Annotated in this window: 16 protein-coding genes; 13 read left to right on the forward strand and 3 right to left on the reverse strand. The window is 61.1% G+C overall.

Annotation, left to right across the window (positions count from 1 at the left end; genetic code table 11):
• The first annotated feature begins 159 nt into the window (after positions 1-159).
• The 6 genes from murJ (at position 160) to ispH (ending at position 7,611) form a co-directional block, all read left to right on the forward strand.
• On the forward strand, positions 160-1,698 hold the full coding sequence (gene murJ / locus HX811_RS00090) for a murein biosynthesis integral membrane protein MurJ (RefSeq protein WP_008432837.1): 1,539 nt from the start codon (positions 160-162) through the stop codon (positions 1,696-1,698).
• Positions 1,699-1,816: 118 nt separating this feature from the next.
• Positions 1,817-2,755 carry a bifunctional riboflavin kinase/FAD synthetase gene (ribF, locus tag HX811_RS00095; RefSeq protein WP_003215874.1) on the forward strand — a complete coding sequence of 313 codons (939 nt, stop codon included), beginning with the start codon at positions 1,817-1,819 and terminating at the stop codon, positions 2,753-2,755.
• Positions 2,756-2,768: 13 nt separating this feature from the next.
• Positions 2,769-5,600, forward strand: a complete 2,832-nt coding sequence (ileS, locus tag HX811_RS00100) for an isoleucine--tRNA ligase (protein ID WP_008432838.1) — start codon at positions 2,769-2,771, stop codon at positions 5,598-5,600.
• Complete coding sequence (gene lspA / locus HX811_RS00105; protein ID WP_003215877.1) at positions 5,593-6,102, forward strand: signal peptidase II; 510 nt, start codon at positions 5,593-5,595, stop codon at positions 6,100-6,102. Before ileS ends, lspA begins: the two co-directional genes overlap by 8 nt.
• A gap of 7 nt (positions 6,103-6,109) precedes the next feature.
• Complete coding sequence (gene fkpB, locus HX811_RS00110) at positions 6,110-6,547, forward strand: FKBP-type peptidyl-prolyl cis-trans isomerase (RefSeq protein WP_003215879.1); 438 nt, start codon at positions 6,110-6,112, stop codon at positions 6,545-6,547.
• 116 nt (positions 6,548-6,663) lie between these two features.
• A complete protein-coding gene (gene ispH / locus HX811_RS00115; RefSeq protein ID WP_003215881.1) occupies positions 6,664-7,611 on the forward strand; it encodes a 4-hydroxy-3-methylbut-2-enyl diphosphate reductase in 948 nt (315 codons plus the stop codon).
• Here ispH and HX811_RS00120 read toward each other — a convergent pair.
• A complete protein-coding gene (locus HX811_RS00120) occupies positions 7,565-8,146 on the reverse strand; it encodes a GspH/FimT family pseudopilin (protein ID WP_003215883.1) in 582 nt (193 codons plus the stop codon). The two genes, ispH and HX811_RS00120, sit on opposite strands and share 47 nt — an antisense overlap.
• 218 nt (positions 8,147-8,364) lie before the next feature.
• On the opposite strand from HX811_RS00120, the gene pilV reads away from it, so the two are divergent.
• From pilV to thiO, 5 genes are all read left to right on the forward strand, one after another.
• The gene (gene pilV / locus HX811_RS00125; RefSeq protein WP_177027818.1) at positions 8,365-8,841 is read left to right on the forward strand and encodes a type IV pilus modification protein PilV; all 477 of its coding nucleotides are present in this window, start codon (positions 8,365-8,367) and stop codon (positions 8,839-8,841) included.
• Positions 8,838-9,545 (forward strand): PilW family protein, encoded by a 708-nt coding sequence (locus HX811_RS00130; protein ID WP_102369925.1) that lies wholly within the window; start codon positions 8,838-8,840, stop codon positions 9,543-9,545. The genes pilV and HX811_RS00130 overlap by 4 nt, the downstream gene beginning before the upstream one ends.
• Before the next feature lie 7 nt (positions 9,546-9,552).
• Positions 9,553-10,080, forward strand: coding sequence for a PilX N-terminal domain-containing pilus assembly protein (locus HX811_RS00135; RefSeq protein ID WP_177044319.1), 528 nt, complete (start codon positions 9,553-9,555; stop codon positions 10,078-10,080).
• A 12-nt stretch (positions 10,081-10,092) separates the two neighbouring features.
• Positions 10,093-10,494: a type IV pilin protein gene (locus HX811_RS00140; protein WP_003215892.1), complete on the forward strand. Its 402-nt coding sequence runs from the start codon at positions 10,093-10,095 to the stop codon at positions 10,492-10,494.
• Positions 10,495-10,556: 62 nt separating this feature from the next.
• Complete coding sequence (gene thiO / locus HX811_RS00145; protein ID WP_003215894.1) at positions 10,557-11,666, forward strand: glycine oxidase ThiO; 1,110 nt, start codon at positions 10,557-10,559, stop codon at positions 11,664-11,666.
• Here the strand turns inward: thiO and HX811_RS00150 are convergent.
• Together HX811_RS00150 and HX811_RS00155 are read right to left on the reverse strand one after the other, a co-directional pair.
• Complete coding sequence (locus HX811_RS00150) at positions 11,653-11,886, reverse strand: PP0621 family protein (RefSeq protein WP_026078011.1); 234 nt, start codon at positions 11,884-11,886, stop codon at positions 11,653-11,655. The genes thiO and HX811_RS00150 overlap by 14 nt on opposite strands.
• A 126-nt stretch (positions 11,887-12,012) precedes the next feature.
• Positions 12,013-13,038, reverse strand: coding sequence for an outer membrane protein assembly factor BamD (locus HX811_RS00155; protein WP_102369923.1), 1,026 nt, complete (start codon positions 13,036-13,038; stop codon positions 12,013-12,015).
• A 149-nt stretch (positions 13,039-13,187) separates the two neighbouring features.
• Between HX811_RS00155 and rluD the strand changes: the two genes are divergently transcribed.
• Together rluD and pgeF are read left to right on the forward strand one after the other, a co-directional pair.
• Positions 13,188-14,150 (forward strand): 23S rRNA pseudouridine(1911/1915/1917) synthase RluD, encoded by a 963-nt coding sequence (gene rluD, locus HX811_RS00160; protein ID WP_003215899.1) that lies wholly within the window; start codon positions 13,188-13,190, stop codon positions 14,148-14,150.
• Positions 14,147-14,872, forward strand: a complete 726-nt coding sequence (pgeF, locus tag HX811_RS00165; RefSeq protein WP_177044321.1) for a peptidoglycan editing factor PgeF — start codon at positions 14,147-14,149, stop codon at positions 14,870-14,872. Before rluD ends, pgeF begins: the two co-directional genes overlap by 4 nt.
• Positions 14,873-15,003 lie beyond the last annotated feature (131 nt).

Here is a 15,003-nt window from a genome sequence, read left to right on the forward strand (position 1 = left end):
GAACTGCTGAGTGGTCGATCTTAAGAGGCGGGTGATTTATTTCCGGCGCTTGACCTGTAAACTCGCGAGCTTTGGCTCTGTGCTTGTTGCAGGCGCGGAGTATCGCATATGTGGGCCGTTTGTTCGCCTGCTCTTTATCTATAGGCAAAAACTCTTTCAATGAATCTGCTCAAATCGTTGGCCGCTGTTAGCTCTATCACCATGATTTCCCGGGTTCTGGGGTTTGTGCGTGACACGCTGCTGGCACGTATTTTTGGCGCCAGCATGGCCACGGATGCCTTCTTTATTGCCTTTAAACTGCCCAACCTGCTGCGGCGGATCTTCGCCGAGGGGGCTTTTTCCCAGGCATTCGTGCCGATTCTGGCGGAGTACAAGGCCCAGCAAGGCGAGGAGGCGACCCGCACCTTCATTGCCTATGTTTCGGGTTTGCTGACGTTGGTGCTGACGCTGGTGACGATCGCCGGGATGCTCGCCGCGCCCTGGGTGATCTGGGCCACGGCCCCCGGTTTTGCCAATACACCGGAAAAATTCGCCCTGACCACTGATCTGTTGCGGGTGACCTTTCCTTATATATTGCTGATTTCCCTGTCGTCCCTGGCCGGGGCGATCCTCAATACCTGGAACCGTTTCTCGGTGCCGGCCTTCGTGCCGACCCTGCTTAACGTCAGCATGATTATTTTTGCGCTGTTCCTGACACCGTATTTCGATCCGCCTGTGATGGCCCTCGGCTGGGCGGTCCTGGCGGGTGGCCTGGCACAACTGCTGTACCAGCTGCCGCACCTGAAGAAAATCGGCATGCTCGTGCTGCCGCGTTTGAATCTCAAGGACACCGGCGTCTGGCGGGTGATGCGCAACATGCTGCCGGCCATCCTCGGGGTTTCCGTCAGCCAGATTTCCCTGATCATCAACACCGCCTTCGCCTCGCTGCTGGTCTCGGGTTCGGTGTCGTGGATGTACTACGCCGACCGTCTGATGGAGTTGCCGTCCGGCGTGCTCGGCGTGGCGCTCGGCACGATCCTGCTGCCAACGCTGTCGCGCACCTATGCCAGCAAAGATCGCCACGAATATTCGCGGATTCTCGACTGGGGCCTGCGCCTGTGCTTCGTGCTGGTGCTGCCGTGTGCCGTGGCCCTGGGGTTGCTCGCCGAGCCGCTGACGGTCGCGCTGTTCCAGTACGGCCAGTTCACTGCGTTTGACGCCTCGATGACCCAGCGTGCGCTGATCGCCTATTCCGTTGGGCTGCTGGGCATTATCGTGATCAAGGTGCTGGCCCCCGGCTTTTATGCTCAACAAAACATCCGTACCCCGGTAAAGATCGCGATCTTCACCCTGGTGGTTACCCAGCTGCTCAACCTGGCGTTCATCGGTCCGCTGAAGCATGCCGGGCTGGCGCTGGCGATCAGTGTGGGGGCCTGCATCAACGCCGGGCTGCTGTTTTATCAGCTGCGTAAACAGAAAATGTTCCAGCCTCAGGCGGGCTGGGGCTCGTTTGCGCTCAAGTTGGTGGTGGCAGTGGGGACGATGGCCGCGGTACTGCTGGGCCTGATGCACTTCATGCCGGCCTGGGAGCAGGGCCATATGCTCGAGCGCTTCATGCGCCTGGGAGCGTTGGTGGCGGCTGGTGTGCTGGTGTACTTCGGCATGTTGCTGCTGATGGGCTTCCGCTTGCGGGATTTCAATCGCAAGTCGCTGAGCTAGAGACTTTTCGTCGATAAGACGGTTGTTTTATCGATTCGCGCAAATGGCCTGCGCTGTTGCCTGTCGTCCGGGGCCGGGTGTGGTTATAATCGACCACTTTATGAGCAAGAAGCGCGTTATGCAGCTGGTTCGAGGTCTCCACAACCTGCGCCCCCAGCATCGGGGCTGCGTCGCCACTATTGGCAACTTTGACGGTGTTCACCGTGGCCACCAGGCTATCCTGGCCCGCCTGCGTGAGCGTGCGGTTGAGTTGGGCGTGCCCAGCTGCGTGGTGATTTTTGAACCACAGCCGCGAGAATTCTTTACCCCGCAGACGGCGCCGGCGCGTCTGGCCCGCCTGCGGGACAAGCTGCAACTGCTGGCTGAAGAAGGTGTGGACCGCGTCCTCTGCCTGGCTTTCAACCAGCGCTTGCGCAGCCTCAGCGCCGCCGAGTTCGTCGACCGTATCCTGGTGGACGGCCTCGGCGTGCAGCATCTGGAGGTCGGCGACGACTTCCGTTTCGGTTGCGACCGGGTAGGGGATTTCGATTTCCTGCAGCAGGCCGGCGTCACCCAGGGTTTTACCGTCGAAGCCGCGCAAACCGTCGAACTGGACGGCCTGCGCGTGAGCAGTACCCAGGTGCGTAACGCCCTGGCCGCTGCCGACTTCGCCTTGGCCGAGCGTTTGCTCGGTCGCCCGTTCCGGATTGCCGGGCGGGTGCTGCACGGCCAGAAGCTGGCGCGCCAACTGGGCACGCCAACCGCCAACGTGCAGCTCAAGCGCCGTCGTGTGCCACTGACCGGGGTTTACCTGGTGAGTGTCGACATCGACGGCCAATCGTGGCCCGGAGTCGCCAACATAGGCGTCAGGCCCACGGTTGCAGGTGATGGCAAAGCCCACCTGGAAGTTCACCTTTTGGATTTTGCCGGTGATTTGTATGACCGGCGTTTGACGGTGGCTTTCCACCAAAAGCTGCGTGAAGAGCAGCGTTTCGCCTCCCTGGAGGCGTTGAAAACGGCGATCAATGCGGATGTCGCCGCCGCCCGTGCACTAGCCGCACCTAGCGCCCATCGCTAATGAAGAGCCTTAAATGACCGACTATAAAGCCACGCTAAACCTTCCGGACACCGCCTTCCCAATGAAGGCCGGCCTGCCACAGCGCGAACCGCAGATCCTGCAGCGCTGGGACAGTATTGGCCTGTACGGAAAGTTGCGCGAGATTGGCAAGGATCGTCCGAAATTCGTCCTGCACGACGGCCCTCCTTATGCCAACGGCACGATTCACATCGGTCATGCGCTGAACAAGATTCTCAAGGACATGATCATCCGCTCGAAAACCCTTTCGGGTTTCGACGCGCCTTATGTCCCGGGCTGGGACTGTCACGGCCTGCCGATCGAACACAAGGTCGAAGTGACCTACGGCAAGAACCTGGGCGCGGATAAAACCCGCGAACTGTGCCGTGCCTACGCCACCGAGCAGATCGAAGGGCAGAAGTCCGAATTCATCCGCCTGGGGGTGTTGGGCGACTGGGCCAACCCGTACAAGACCATGAACTTCAAGAACGAGGCCGGTGAAATCCGCGCCTTGGCCGAAATCGTCAAGGGCGGTTTCGTGTTCAAGGGCCTCAAGCCCGTGAACTGGTGCTTCGATTGCGGCTCGGCCCTGGCTGAAGCCGAAGTCGAGTACGAAGACAAGAAGTCCTCGACCATCGACGTGGCCTTCCCGATTGCCGACGAAGCCAAACTGGCGCAAGCCTTCGGTCTGGCGAGCCTGGCCAAGCCAGCCTCCATCGTGATCTGGACCACCACCCCGTGGACCATCCCGGCCAACCAGGCGCTGAACGTGCACCCGGAATTCACCTACGCCCTGGTGGACGTCGGTGACAAACTGCTGGTGCTGGCTGAAGAGCTGGTGGAGGCGTGCCTGGCCCGCTACAACCTGCAAGGCTCGGTGATCGCGACCACTACCGGGTCCGCGCTGGAACTGATCAACTTCCGTCACCCGTTCTACGACCGCCTGTCGCCAATCTACCTGGCCGAGTACGTTGAACTGGGCGCCGGCACCGGCGTGGTTCACTGCTCGCCTGCCTATGGCGTAGACGACTTCGTGATCTGCAAGCAGTACGGCCTGGTCAACGACGACATCATCAATCCCGTGCAAAGCAACGGCGTGTACGTGCCGTCCCTGGAATTCTTCGGTGGCCAGTTCATCTTCAAGGCCAACCCGGCGATCGTCGACAAGCTGGCGGAAGTCGGTGCGCTGCTGCACACCGAAACCATCACCCACAGCTATATGCACTGCTGGCGTCACAAGACCCCGCTGATCTACCGCGCCACTGCGCAGTGGTTTATCGGCATGGACAAAGAGCCGACCAGCGGCGAAACCCTGCGCAAGCGTGCGATCAAGGCGATCGAAGACACCAAGTTCGTTCCGGCCTGGGGCCAGGCGCGCCTGCACTCGATGATCGCCAACCGTCCGGACTGGTGCATCTCCCGCCAGCGCAACTGGGGCGTGCCGATCCCGTTCTTCCTGAACAAGGAAAGCGGCGAGTTGCACCCACGTACCGTCGAGCTGATGGAAGAGGTTGCCCAGCGCGTTGAACAAGAGGGCATCGAAGCCTGGTTCAAGCTGGACGCCGCCGAGCTGCTGGGCGACGAAGCGCCGCTGTACGACAAGATCAGCGACACCCTCGACGTCTGGTTCGACTCGGGTACCACCCACTGGCACGTACTGCGCGGCTCGCACCCGATGGGCCATGAGACCGGCCCGCGTGCCGACCTGTACCTGGAAGGTTCGGACCAACACCGTGGCTGGTTCCACTCCTCGTTGCTGACCGGTTGCGCGATCGACGATCACGCCCCGTACCGCGAGCTGCTGACTCACGGTTTCACCGTCGACGAGAACGGTCGCAAGATGTCCAAGTCCCTGGGCAACGTGATCGCGCCGCAAAAGGTCAACGACACCCTAGGCGCCGACATCATGCGCCTGTGGGTTGCCTCTACCGATTATTCGGGCGAGATGGCCGTTTCCGAGCAGATCCTGCAGCGCAGCGCCGATGCCTACCGCCGGATCCGTAATACCGCACGCTTCATGCTGTCGAACCTGACCGGTTTCAACCCGGCCACCGACATCCTGCCGGCCGAGGAAATGCTCGCCCTGGACCGTTGGGCCGTGGACCGTACCCTGTTGCTGCAGCGCGAGCTGCAAGAGCACTACGGCGAATACCGCTTCTGGAACGTCTACTCGAAGATCCACAACTTCTGCGTGCAGGAGCTGGGTGGTTTCTACCTCGACATCATCAAGGACCGCCAGTACACCACCGGCGCCAACAGCAAGGCCCGCCGTTCGGCGCAGACCGCGCTGTACCACATCTCTGAAGCGCTGGTGCGCTGGATCGCCCCGATCCTGGCATTCACCGCCGACGAACTGTGGGAATACCTGCCGGGCGAGCGGAACGAGTCCGTGATGCTCAACACCTGGTACGAAGGCCTGACCGAATTGCCGGCCGACTTCGAGCTGGGCCGCGAGTACTGGGAAGGCGTAATGGCCGTCAAGGTTGCCGTGAACAAGGAGCTGGAAGTGCAGCGCGCGGCGAAGGCCGTTGGCGGCAACCTGCAAGCCGAAGTCACGCTGTTTGCCGAAGAAGGCCTGACCGCTGACCTGGCCAAGCTGAGCAACGAACTGCGCTTCGTCCTGATCACCTCGACCGCCAGCCTGGCGCCGTTTGCCCAGGCGCCTGCAGATGCCGTCGCGACCGAAGTCCCGGGTCTCAAGCTCAAGGTGGTCAAGTCGTCCTTCGCCAAGTGCGCCCGTTGCTGGCACTGCCGTGAAGATGTCGGCGTGAACCCTGAGCATCCGGAAATCTGCGGTCGTTGCGTCGACAATATCTCTGGCGCTGGCGAGGTTCGTCACTATGCCTGAAGCCAGTCGTTTTGGACGCCTGGGCTTGCTCGTGTTGAGCGTGCTGGTGCTGGTCATTGACCAGCTCAGCAAGGCTCACTTCGAAGGCGCCCTGGAGATGTACCAGCAGATCGTGGTGATTCCCGACTACTTCAGCTGGACCCTGGCCTACAACACCGGCGCTGCGTTCAGCTTCCTGGCTGACAGCTCCGGCTGGCAGCGCTGGCTGTTTGCCCTGATCGCCGTGGTGGTCAGTGCCGTGCTGGTAGTCTGGCTCAAGCGCCTGGGGCGTAACGACACCTGGCTGGCCGTTGCGTTGGCGCTGGTGCTGGGTGGCGCATTGGGCAACCTCTACGACCGCATTGCCCTGGGCCATGTGATCGACTTTATTCTGGTGCATTGGCAGAACCGCTGGTACTTCCCGGCGTTCAACTTTGCCGACAGCGCCATCACCGTCGGTGCAATCATGCTGGCGTTGGATATGTTCAAAAGCAAGAAAACCGGAGAGACCGTTCATGACTGAACAGGTATTGGCTGAGCAACGCATTGGCCAGAACACGGAAGTCACCTTGCATTTCGCATTGCGCCTGGAGAATGGCGACACGGTCGACAGCACGTTCGACAAGGCCCCGGCGACCTTCAAGGTCGGCGACGGCAACCTGCTGCCGGGTTTCGAAGCGGCACTGTTCGGTTTCAAGGCCGGCGACAAGCGCAACCTGCAGATCCTGCCGGAAAACGCCTTTGGCCAGCCCAACCCGCAAAACGTGCAGATCATCCCGCGTTCGCAGTTCCAGGACATGGAGCTGTCGGAAGGCTTGCTGGTGATCTTCAACGATGCGGCGAATACCGAGCTGCCGGGTGTGGTGAAAGCCTTTGATGACGCGCAAGTGACCATCGACTTCAACCACCCGTTGGCCGGGAAAACCTTGACCTTTGATGTTGAAATCATCGACGTTAAAGCGCTGTAACTAACGAAATCGGCCTACTGCAGGGGCGAGCTTGTTGGGGCTGCTTCGCAGCCCAGCGGGAGCAAGCGCCCTCGCCACACAAGCTCGATCCTACAGGGCAAGACACGAGGCACAGCATGCAAATCAAACTCGCCAACCCCCGTGGCTTCTGCGCCGGCGTGGACCGGGCGATTGAAATCGTCAACCGCGCCCTGGAAGTTTTCGGGCCGCCGATTTACGTGCGCCATGAAGTCGTCCACAACAAGTTTGTGGTCGAAGACCTGCGCAGCCGCGGGGCCATCTTCGTTGAAGAACTGGACCAGGTGCCGGACGACGTTATCGTCATCTTCAGCGCTCACGGCGTTTCCCAGGCGGTACGCACCGAAGCAGCAGGCCGTGGCCTGAAAGTGTTCGACGCCACCTGCCCGCTGGTGACCAAGGTGCACATCGAGGTCGCGCGCTACAGCCGTGATGGTCGTGAGTGCATCCTGATCGGCCACGCCGGTCACCCGGAAGTCGAGGGCACCATGGGCCAGTACGATGGCAGCAATGGTGGCGCGATCTACCTGGTGGAAGACGAAAAAGACGTCGCTGCATTGCAGGTGCACAACCCTGAAAAGCTGGCTTTCGTTACCCAGACCACCTTGTCCATGGACGACACCAGCCGCGTCATCGATGCCTTGCGCTCGCGCTTCCCGGCCATCGGCGGCCCACGCAAGGATGACATCTGCTACGCCACCCAGAACCGCCAGGATGCGGTCAAGCAATTGGCCGACGAATGCGATGTTGTGCTGGTGGTGGGGAGCCCCAACAGCTCCAACTCCAACCGCCTGCGCGAACTGGCCGAGCGCATGGCCACCCCGGCCTACCTGATCGATGGTGCCGAAGACATGCAGCGCAGCTGGTTCGACGGTGTCGAACGCATCGGCATCACTGCCGGAGCCTCGGCCCCGGAAGTCCTGGTGCGTGGCGTTATTCAGCAACTGCAGGCCTGGGGCGCCACGGGCGCTGATGAACTGGCTGGCCGTGAAGAGAACATCACTTTCTCCATGCCCAAGGAGCTGCGGGTTCGTTCGCTGCTCTGAGGCCCGGAGTACCGGCATAGCCCCGGCACAAAGCCTGCTCGGTCTTGTTACTGCGCAGGCTGATACGCCCGCTGGCGGCCAGCACTATTTGATACAGGCTCAGTTGCTGGTCCGTCGCACACACGTGGACGGTGCCGGCGCTGAATGCCCCTGCTGACAGCAGCGGTTCGCCCAGGCTGCTGAAGCGTATCTGGGTTCTCACCGGCGTATTCCCCACAATCGGTATCTGCCCACTGTCCTGGCGCTCCAGCAGCACCGGGTTTTTGTCGTCCAGATGGCCGCGACCGTTCAGGTCCAGTATCACCCTCCAACCCCGGCTCCAGTCATCGTCCAATGCATGGATAACCACCGTGCGATTGCGTGCGATGGCTTCTGTGCGGGCATAACGCAGTCCGCCGGCAAGGGATTCGGCGGCGCTCTGGCGTCGTTGCGACTCGAGCAGCCCCTTGAGGCTCGGCACTGCCAGATTGGCCAGGATGCCGCTCAGGAACAGGCCGAGTATCAGTTCAATCAGCGAGAAACCTCGTTGTTTCATGGGCCGTCCCTCCGTGGACGCGGTGTGCTTTTTCAGTCGGTGCCGGATGGCAGACATAGTTATAGCGCCCAGTCCGGCGGGTCGAATGGTGGCCATTCTGTCCAAAGTATTTCGCTTTGTTCCCGGGGGCAGCGCTCAGGCAATACCGGCGCTAGTCTTGCGTCGCACAGCAGGTTTGCGCTGCTTTCTGATGACCTTCGACATGGATGGCGATGGTAATGAACGCTTTTCCCGTAACGCCCCACCCGCAACCGACCCAGGCCGGAATGACCCTGATCGAGGTTCTGGTATCTGTGCTGATCCTCGCTGTCGGCCTGCTAGGGGCGGCAGTCATTCAGCTCAATGCATTGAAATACACCGACAGTTCCAGGATGACCAGTCAGGCCAGTTTCATTGCCTACGACATGCTCGACCGGATCCGCGCCAATTCGGGTGCTGATTACTCCTGGGGCCAGGGTGAACGCGCGCCCTCCAGCACCTCGGTCGCGAGTGTGCGTGATCTGGACCTGCACGACTTTGAAGCGAATATCGCCGGGTTCGCCGGGGAAAGCGCCAAGGGGTCGGTTGCGGTCAATCAGCGAGAAGTGACCATCAGCATCAGTTGGGACGACTCCCGTGGAGCGAAGGCTCAAGGCACCCGGGAAACATTCACCCTGACCAGCCGGGTTGCAGTCGACCCGAGGGTGTTGCCATGAGAGGTCCAGTGTGCGGTTTCAGCTTGGTAGAGATGCTGCTGGCATTGGCCCTCGGCCTGATGTTGATCCTGGGGGTGACCCAGATTGCACTCAGCTCCCGAACCACTTATGCCAGCCAGAGTGCGGCTTCGCTGTTGCAGGATGATGCACGGTTCGCCCTTGGCAAGCTGATTCAGGAAATACGCCAGGCGGGCATGTTTGGCTGCTTGTCCGCTGCATCAATCAGCAACGCTCCCGCAGGTTTTGATCGTCCCATTGGATGGGGTACCACCGGCAGTTCCCGGTCCCTGACGCTGGTGACCGCCGACGTCGGGGAGGGTGGCAGCAAGCCGGACTGGACGGTGCTTTCCGATTGCACCGGTTCTGCCCACGCCTATGTTGGAAGCGCGCCGGCAGCGACGCCCGGGCAAATCCATTTCCCTCTGCGCAAGCTGACCTACACCTTTGAGGGCGGGCAGTTGAAGTTCAGCACGCTGGCGGCCCCGAGCAAAGCGGTGCTGGTGGATAACGTGGGGGCATTCGATATCAGTTTCGGCGTGGCCGACAAGCCTGGCTCAACGGTTGTCAGCCGATATGACCCCAACCCCGGCGATGAGTCGCTCATCCGCAGCGTGCGGATTCTGCTGACACTTCAGGATCCAAATGGGTTGGTGAAAGACCAGGCCTACAGCGTGGTCGCGGCACTACGTAATCGCCTGGAGTAGCGTGCCCATGGGTTATTACCTCTCCCGTTCGAGGCAGGCAGGCATGGTTTTGCTGATCAGCCTGGTATTCCTGCTGTTGTTGGCACTCCTCGGAGTGTCTTCGATGCAGGGAGCAATCTCGCAAGAAAAAATTACCGGCAGCCTTCGGCAGCGCAACCAGTCGTTTCAGCAGGCCGAAAGCGGCCTCAGGCTTGGCGAGTCTTTGGTGCAGGCGTCAGGTTTCGCCCTGCGCCCTTGCCACTCGACGGCTGCGTGCGCGCCACCTGCCGAATCGGTTTCGGTAGTGGGGCCGGGGACGAATCCCGTATCGACTGTGACCTGGATAGGGATGAAAGACGGCGTCTACGGTATTCAAAACCTGGGGCCGGGAACGGGTTTTGCTCAGCTCCCGGCAGAGGCCCAGGCCACGGTCTATCGCGTGACATCAGTGGGCGTCAGTGGGCACTCACGCTCCGTCCTGGAGTCTGTGTATGCCCGTGTGGGCAGCGGACCCGGCGAGCGTTTCCGAAGAATCATGTGGCGACAACTTCAATAAGTGAGCAGCGCGATGGGCAAGGATTGCACAGGCTTCACCCTGATCGAATTACTGATCGCCGTGGCGATCGTCGGACTCCTGGCGGGCGTCGCCTATCCCGGGTATCTCAGCCATATGAAAAAGGTCTATCGCGCGGAAATTGCCGGGTTGCTGAGTGAGCAGGCACAGTACCTTGAGCGCTATTACGCGAGGAACGGCACTTTTATTGATGCAACTGGCGTCATCGCCGGCAATGATCGCTATAGAATCACCCCTGCATTGAACCCTCAGGATTTCGTTCTGCTTGCCACGCCGGCAATTGACTCGGTGATGGCGGGCGATCCCTGTGCCGCCTTCAGCCTGAGCAGTACCGGTGCGCGAAGCAATCCGGGAGCCGCGCCTGATATGACGCGCAAGGCGTGCTGGGGGCAATGATGAGGAAGCTGGACGATTGGGCGCCGGGCGTGCCTTTTTCTTTTTATCGGCTGGATCGAACAATGGCTAAGCAACAGCAAGTAGTGGTTGTGGGTGGTGGGGTAATCGGGTTGTTGACGGCGTTCAACCTGGCGACCCAAGGGCAAGCGGTTGTGTTGCTGGATCGTTCGGCGGTCGGTCAGGAGTCTTCCTGGGCCGGCGGCGGCATTGTCTCCCCGCTCTACCCGTGGCGCTACAGCCCGGCCGTGACGGCCCTGGCGCACTGGTCCCAGGATTTTTACCCGCAACTGGCAGAGCGTCTGTTCGCGGCTACTGGCATTGACCCGGAAGTTCACACCACCGGCCTGTATTGGCTGGACCTGGATGATGAAACCGAGGCGCTTGCCTGGGCAGCCCGCGAAGGGCGCCCGCTGAGCAAGGTGGATGTTTCAGCTGCCCATGACGCTGTGCCGGTGCTGGGTGCCGGGTTTTCCCAGGCGATCTATATGGCGGATGTGGCCAATGTGCGTAATCCGCGGTTGGTCAAATCCCTCAAGGCGGCCTTGTTGGCCCTGCCGGGCGTGACGATTCACGAGCAGTGTGCGGTTGATGGGTTTATTCAGCAGGGCGGCAAGGTTGTTGGGGTGAATACGGCGCTCGGGCCGATCCATGGCGATCAGGTAGTGCTGGCCGCCGGCGCCTGGAGCGGTGAGTTGCTGGGCCGCCTGGGGCTTGAGTTGCCCGTGGAGCCGGTCAAGGGGCAGATGATCTTGTACAAGTGTGCGTCGGACTTCTTGTCGTGCATGGTCCTGGCCAAGGGGCGTTATGCGATTCCTCGGCGGGATGGGCACATTCTGATTGGTAGCACGCTGGAGCACGAGGGGTTCGACAAGACGCCCACCGACTCTGCACTGGAAAGCCTGAAAGCCTCTGCCGTCGAGTTGATTCCGGCCCTGGCCGATGCCGAAGTGGTGGGGCATTGGGCCGGTTTGCGGCCCGGCTCGCCGGAGGGCATTCCGTATATTGGCAAGGTGCCAGGTTTCGACGGGCTGTGGCTCAACTGCGGGCATTACCGCAATGGCCTGGTGCTGGCGCCGGCGTCCTGCCAACTGTTTGCCGATTTGTTGCTGGGACATGAGCCGATCATTGATCCGGCCCCGTATGCGCCGGCAGGCCGAATCAACGCTGGATAGATTTCGGCCCTTGCTCCAGATGCGCCTGGGTGCAATACCATTCCTGGCGCAGGCTCAAGGCTCGATCCTGTGGCAGGTGAAGGCCACAGTGGGCGCAACGAACCATCTGGATCGGGCCCTGTTCGCTGGGCCGCTGCTGTTTGGCGGCCGGACTTTTGAATTTGCGCCAAAACCATACCGCGGCAGCAATAACGGCGATCCAGAACAGTAGACGAACCATGGTGGGCAGCTTCTCGACAAGGAATCCCGCAGTTTAGCCAAGGACGTGATGGGCGCACAGCGCAATTATGCAGCGCAATAAAAAAGGGAGCTCCGAAGAGCTCCCTTTTTGCATCGCGGCGAACAATCAGTCAAAGATACCGAAAGTCATGTAGCTGAACCACGAGCGATCTTCGTTGTTGCCCAGGGCTTGAGGCCCTTGCTCTTCGATGATGTCGCCGTTTTCGTCACGCGGCTTGAGGTCCGATGGAATCGAATCCTTGGCGTCCTGGTATTGCTTGATGATGTCCTGGTTGGCGCGGGTTTCGCCCGGCGGCAGCGGTGGACGGGACTCGATCAGGCCCAGGGTGTACTTGCTCAACCACGAGCGGTTGTCCGCTTCGGCAACCTGTGGTACGAACTGGCCGTCCTTCAGGCTTGGGTGGTCCGGGTAGTTGAGCTTCAGGGTTTCCAGGCTGGTGGCCGCCAGGGCGTCCAGGTGCAGGCGCTGGTAAGCCTCGGTCATCACGGCCAGGCCGTCACCCACCGATGGGGTTTCCTGGAAGTTTTCCACTACGTAACGGCCACGGTTGGCGGCAGCGACATACGCCTGGCGGGTCAGGTAGTAGTCGGCTACGTGGATCTCGTAGGAAGCCAGCAGGTTGCGCAGGTAGATCATGCGCTGCTTGGCGTCCGGCGCGTAGCGGCTGTTCGGGTAGCGGCTGGTCAGCTGGGCGAACTCGTTGTAGGAGTCGCGGGCAGCGCCCGGGTCACGCTTGGTCATGTCCAGCGGCAGGAAGCGCGCCAGCAGGCCAACGTCCTGGTCAAACGAGGTCAGGCCCTTGAGGTAGTAGGCGTAGTCCACGTTCGGGTGCTGAGGGTGCAGGCGGATAAAACGCTCGGCGGCGGACTTGGCAGCTTCCGGCTCGGCGTTCTTGTAGTTGGCGTAGATCAGCTCGAGCTGGGCCTGGTCGGCGTAGCGCCCGAACGGATACCGCGACTCCAGTGCCTTCAGTTTTGCCGTGGCGCTGGTGTAGCTGTGGTTGTTCAGGTCGGTCTGAGCTTGTTGGTACAGCTCGACCTCGCTCAGGTTTTCGTCGACGACTTCCTTTGTTGACGAGCAAGCAGCAGTCATGGCGAGGATGGCGATCAGCAGCAGGTGTTTCACTTGCATGGCGGCTTGCGTCCCTATGACGGCCGCTGTCTTGGGCGGGGCCGTCCTGTTATGATGAGCGCCCCTTGGAAAGCCTCGGGGCAAAAGACGCCGTATTTAACCACAAGCGCGCAGCCGAAACCAAAGGCTGTGCCACGCCTAGTCTGAGCATGTCCGATAAAATTGAACTTCGCGCAGAGGTGCCGTCCGAATTGGGCGGCCAACGCCTCGATCAAGTCGCCGCACAATTATTCGCTGAGCACTCGCGCTCGCGCCTTTCCGCCTGGATCAAAGACGGCCGCCTGACTGTGGATGGAGCGGTTATCCGCCCGCGAGACATAGTCCATGGTGGTGCGATTCTTGAGCTGACTGCCGAGCAGGAAGCCCAGGGAGAATGGATCGCCCAGGACATTGAACTGGACATCGTCTACGAAGACGACGACATCCTGGTGATCAACAAACCTGCCGGCCTGGTGGTTCACCCGGCCGCCGGGCACGCTGATGGCACGCTGCTCAATGCCTTGTTGCACCACGTGCCGGACATCATCAATGTCCCGCGCTGCGGCATCGTGCACCGCCTGGACAAGGACACCACCGGCCTCATGGTGGTAGCCAAGACCATTCAGGCGCAGACGCAGCTGGTCACACAACTGCAGAGCCGCAGCGTCAGCCGGATCTACGAATGCATCGTGATCGGCGTGGTAACCGCCGGTGGCAAAATCAATGCCCCGATCGGCCGCCACGGCCAGCAGCGCCAGCGCATGGCGGTGATGGAAGGCGGCAAGCAAGCCGTCAGCCACTACCGCGTGCTTGAGCGTTTCCGCTCCCACACTCACGTGCGGGTAAAGCTGGAAACCGGTCGTACCCACCAGATTCGGGTGCACATGGCGCACATCAACTTCCCGTTGGTCGGAGATCCGGCCTACGGTGGCCGCTTCCGCATTCCGCCGGCGGCCAGTGCAACCATGGTTGATTCGCTGAAAACCTTCCCGCGCCAGGCGCTGCATGCACGCTTCCTGGAGCTGGATCATCCGACGAGCGGTAAACGGATGAGCTGGGAATCGCCACTCCCAGACGATTTTGTCTGGTTGTTGTCGCTGCTCAAGCAGGATCGCGAGGCGTTTATCGGATGAGTGACTGGCTGATTCCTGACTGGCCCGCGCCGGCCGGGGTGAAAGCCTGCGTTACCACCCGTGCGGGCGGCGTCAGCGTGGCGCCGTTCGACAGCCTAAATCTCGGCGATCATGTCGAGGACAGCCTCGATGCCGTGCTCGAAAATCGCCGTCGTCTCTGCGCTGCCTTCAATATCCAGCCCGCCTGGTTGCGCCAGGTTCACGGTGTGGTTGTCGTCGAGGCGGATCCCGGCCGGACTGCCGAAGCCGATGGCAGTTGGACCAGCACTCCCGGCATCGCCTGCACTTCGATGACGGCTGATTGCCTGCCTGCCTTGTTTTGCAATCGCGCCGGTACCCGCGTCGCGGCAGCCCATGCCGGCTGGCGTGGCCTGGCCGCTGGCGTATTGGAAGCGACCGTTGAAAGCCTGGATGCCGAGCCTGCCGACGTACTGGTGTGGCTGGGGCCGGCCATCGGTCCGCAAGCCTTTGAAGTCGGCCCGGAAGTGCGTGAAGCCTTTATGCAGCAACTTCCGGAAACGATTGAGGCGTTCGTGCCCAGTCAGAACCCGGGCAAGTTCATGGCCGACATTTACCAACTGGCTCGCCTGCGGCTTGCCGCCCGCGGCGTCACTGCCGTGTACGGTGGTGGCTTGTGCACCGTGACGGATCCCCGCTTCTATTCCTACCGTCGCAGCCCGCGCACCGGTCGGTTTGCCTCCCTTGTCTGGCTTGAACGCTAGACTCCTTTGACTTGGGTCAATCCTGACGCAAGTCAGCGGTCGCCCGCTTGAATCTTCCAGAATCCACCCCATCTATAAGGGTATCTGGCAGGTTTCTTCATTCAGGATGTGTTTGTTCATAGCTCCGGCCT

Origin of the sequence: Pseudomonas sp. F8002 (assembly GCF_013385495.1) — a bacterium.
Classification (GTDB): domain Bacteria; phylum Pseudomonadota; class Gammaproteobacteria; order Pseudomonadales; family Pseudomonadaceae; genus Aquipseudomonas.

Excerpts from the sequence above, each read along its gene's own strand:
- murJ (WP_008432837.1), top strand. The coding sequence starts at position 160 with ATGAATCTGCTCAAATCGTTGGCCGCTGTTAGCTCTATCACCATGATT.
- ribF (WP_003215874.1), top strand. The coding sequence starts at position 1,817 with ATGCAGCTGGTTCGAGGTCTCCACAACCTGCGCCCCCAGCATCGGGGC.
- ileS (WP_008432838.1), top strand. The coding sequence starts at position 2,769 with ATGACCGACTATAAAGCCACGCTAAACCTTCCGGACACCGCCTTCCCA.
- lspA (WP_003215877.1), top strand. The coding sequence starts at position 5,593 with ATGCCTGAAGCCAGTCGTTTTGGACGCCTGGGCTTGCTCGTGTTGAGC.
- ispH (WP_003215881.1), top strand. The coding sequence starts at position 6,664 with ATGCAAATCAAACTCGCCAACCCCCGTGGCTTCTGCGCCGGCGTGGAC.
- HX811_RS00120 (WP_003215883.1), bottom strand. The coding sequence starts at position 8,146 with ATGAAACAACGAGGTTTCTCGCTGATTGAACTGATACTCGGCCTGTTC.
- pilV (WP_177027818.1), top strand. The coding sequence starts at position 8,365 with ATGAACGCTTTTCCCGTAACGCCCCACCCGCAACCGACCCAGGCCGGA.
- HX811_RS00130 (WP_102369925.1), top strand. The coding sequence starts at position 8,838 with ATGAGAGGTCCAGTGTGCGGTTTCAGCTTGGTAGAGATGCTGCTGGCA.
- HX811_RS00135 (WP_177044319.1), top strand. The coding sequence starts at position 9,553 with ATGGGTTATTACCTCTCCCGTTCGAGGCAGGCAGGCATGGTTTTGCTG.
- HX811_RS00140 (WP_003215892.1), top strand. The coding sequence starts at position 10,093 with ATGGGCAAGGATTGCACAGGCTTCACCCTGATCGAATTACTGATCGCC.
- thiO (WP_003215894.1), top strand. The coding sequence starts at position 10,557 with ATGGCTAAGCAACAGCAAGTAGTGGTTGTGGGTGGTGGGGTAATCGGG.
- HX811_RS00150 (WP_026078011.1), bottom strand. The coding sequence starts at position 11,886 with ATGGTTCGTCTACTGTTCTGGATCGCCGTTATTGCTGCCGCGGTATGG.
- HX811_RS00155 (WP_102369923.1), bottom strand. The coding sequence starts at position 13,038 with ATGCAAGTGAAACACCTGCTGCTGATCGCCATCCTCGCCATGACTGCT.
- rluD (WP_003215899.1), top strand. The coding sequence starts at position 13,188 with ATGTCCGATAAAATTGAACTTCGCGCAGAGGTGCCGTCCGAATTGGGC.
- pgeF (WP_177044321.1), top strand. The coding sequence starts at position 14,147 with ATGAGTGACTGGCTGATTCCTGACTGGCCCGCGCCGGCCGGGGTGAAA.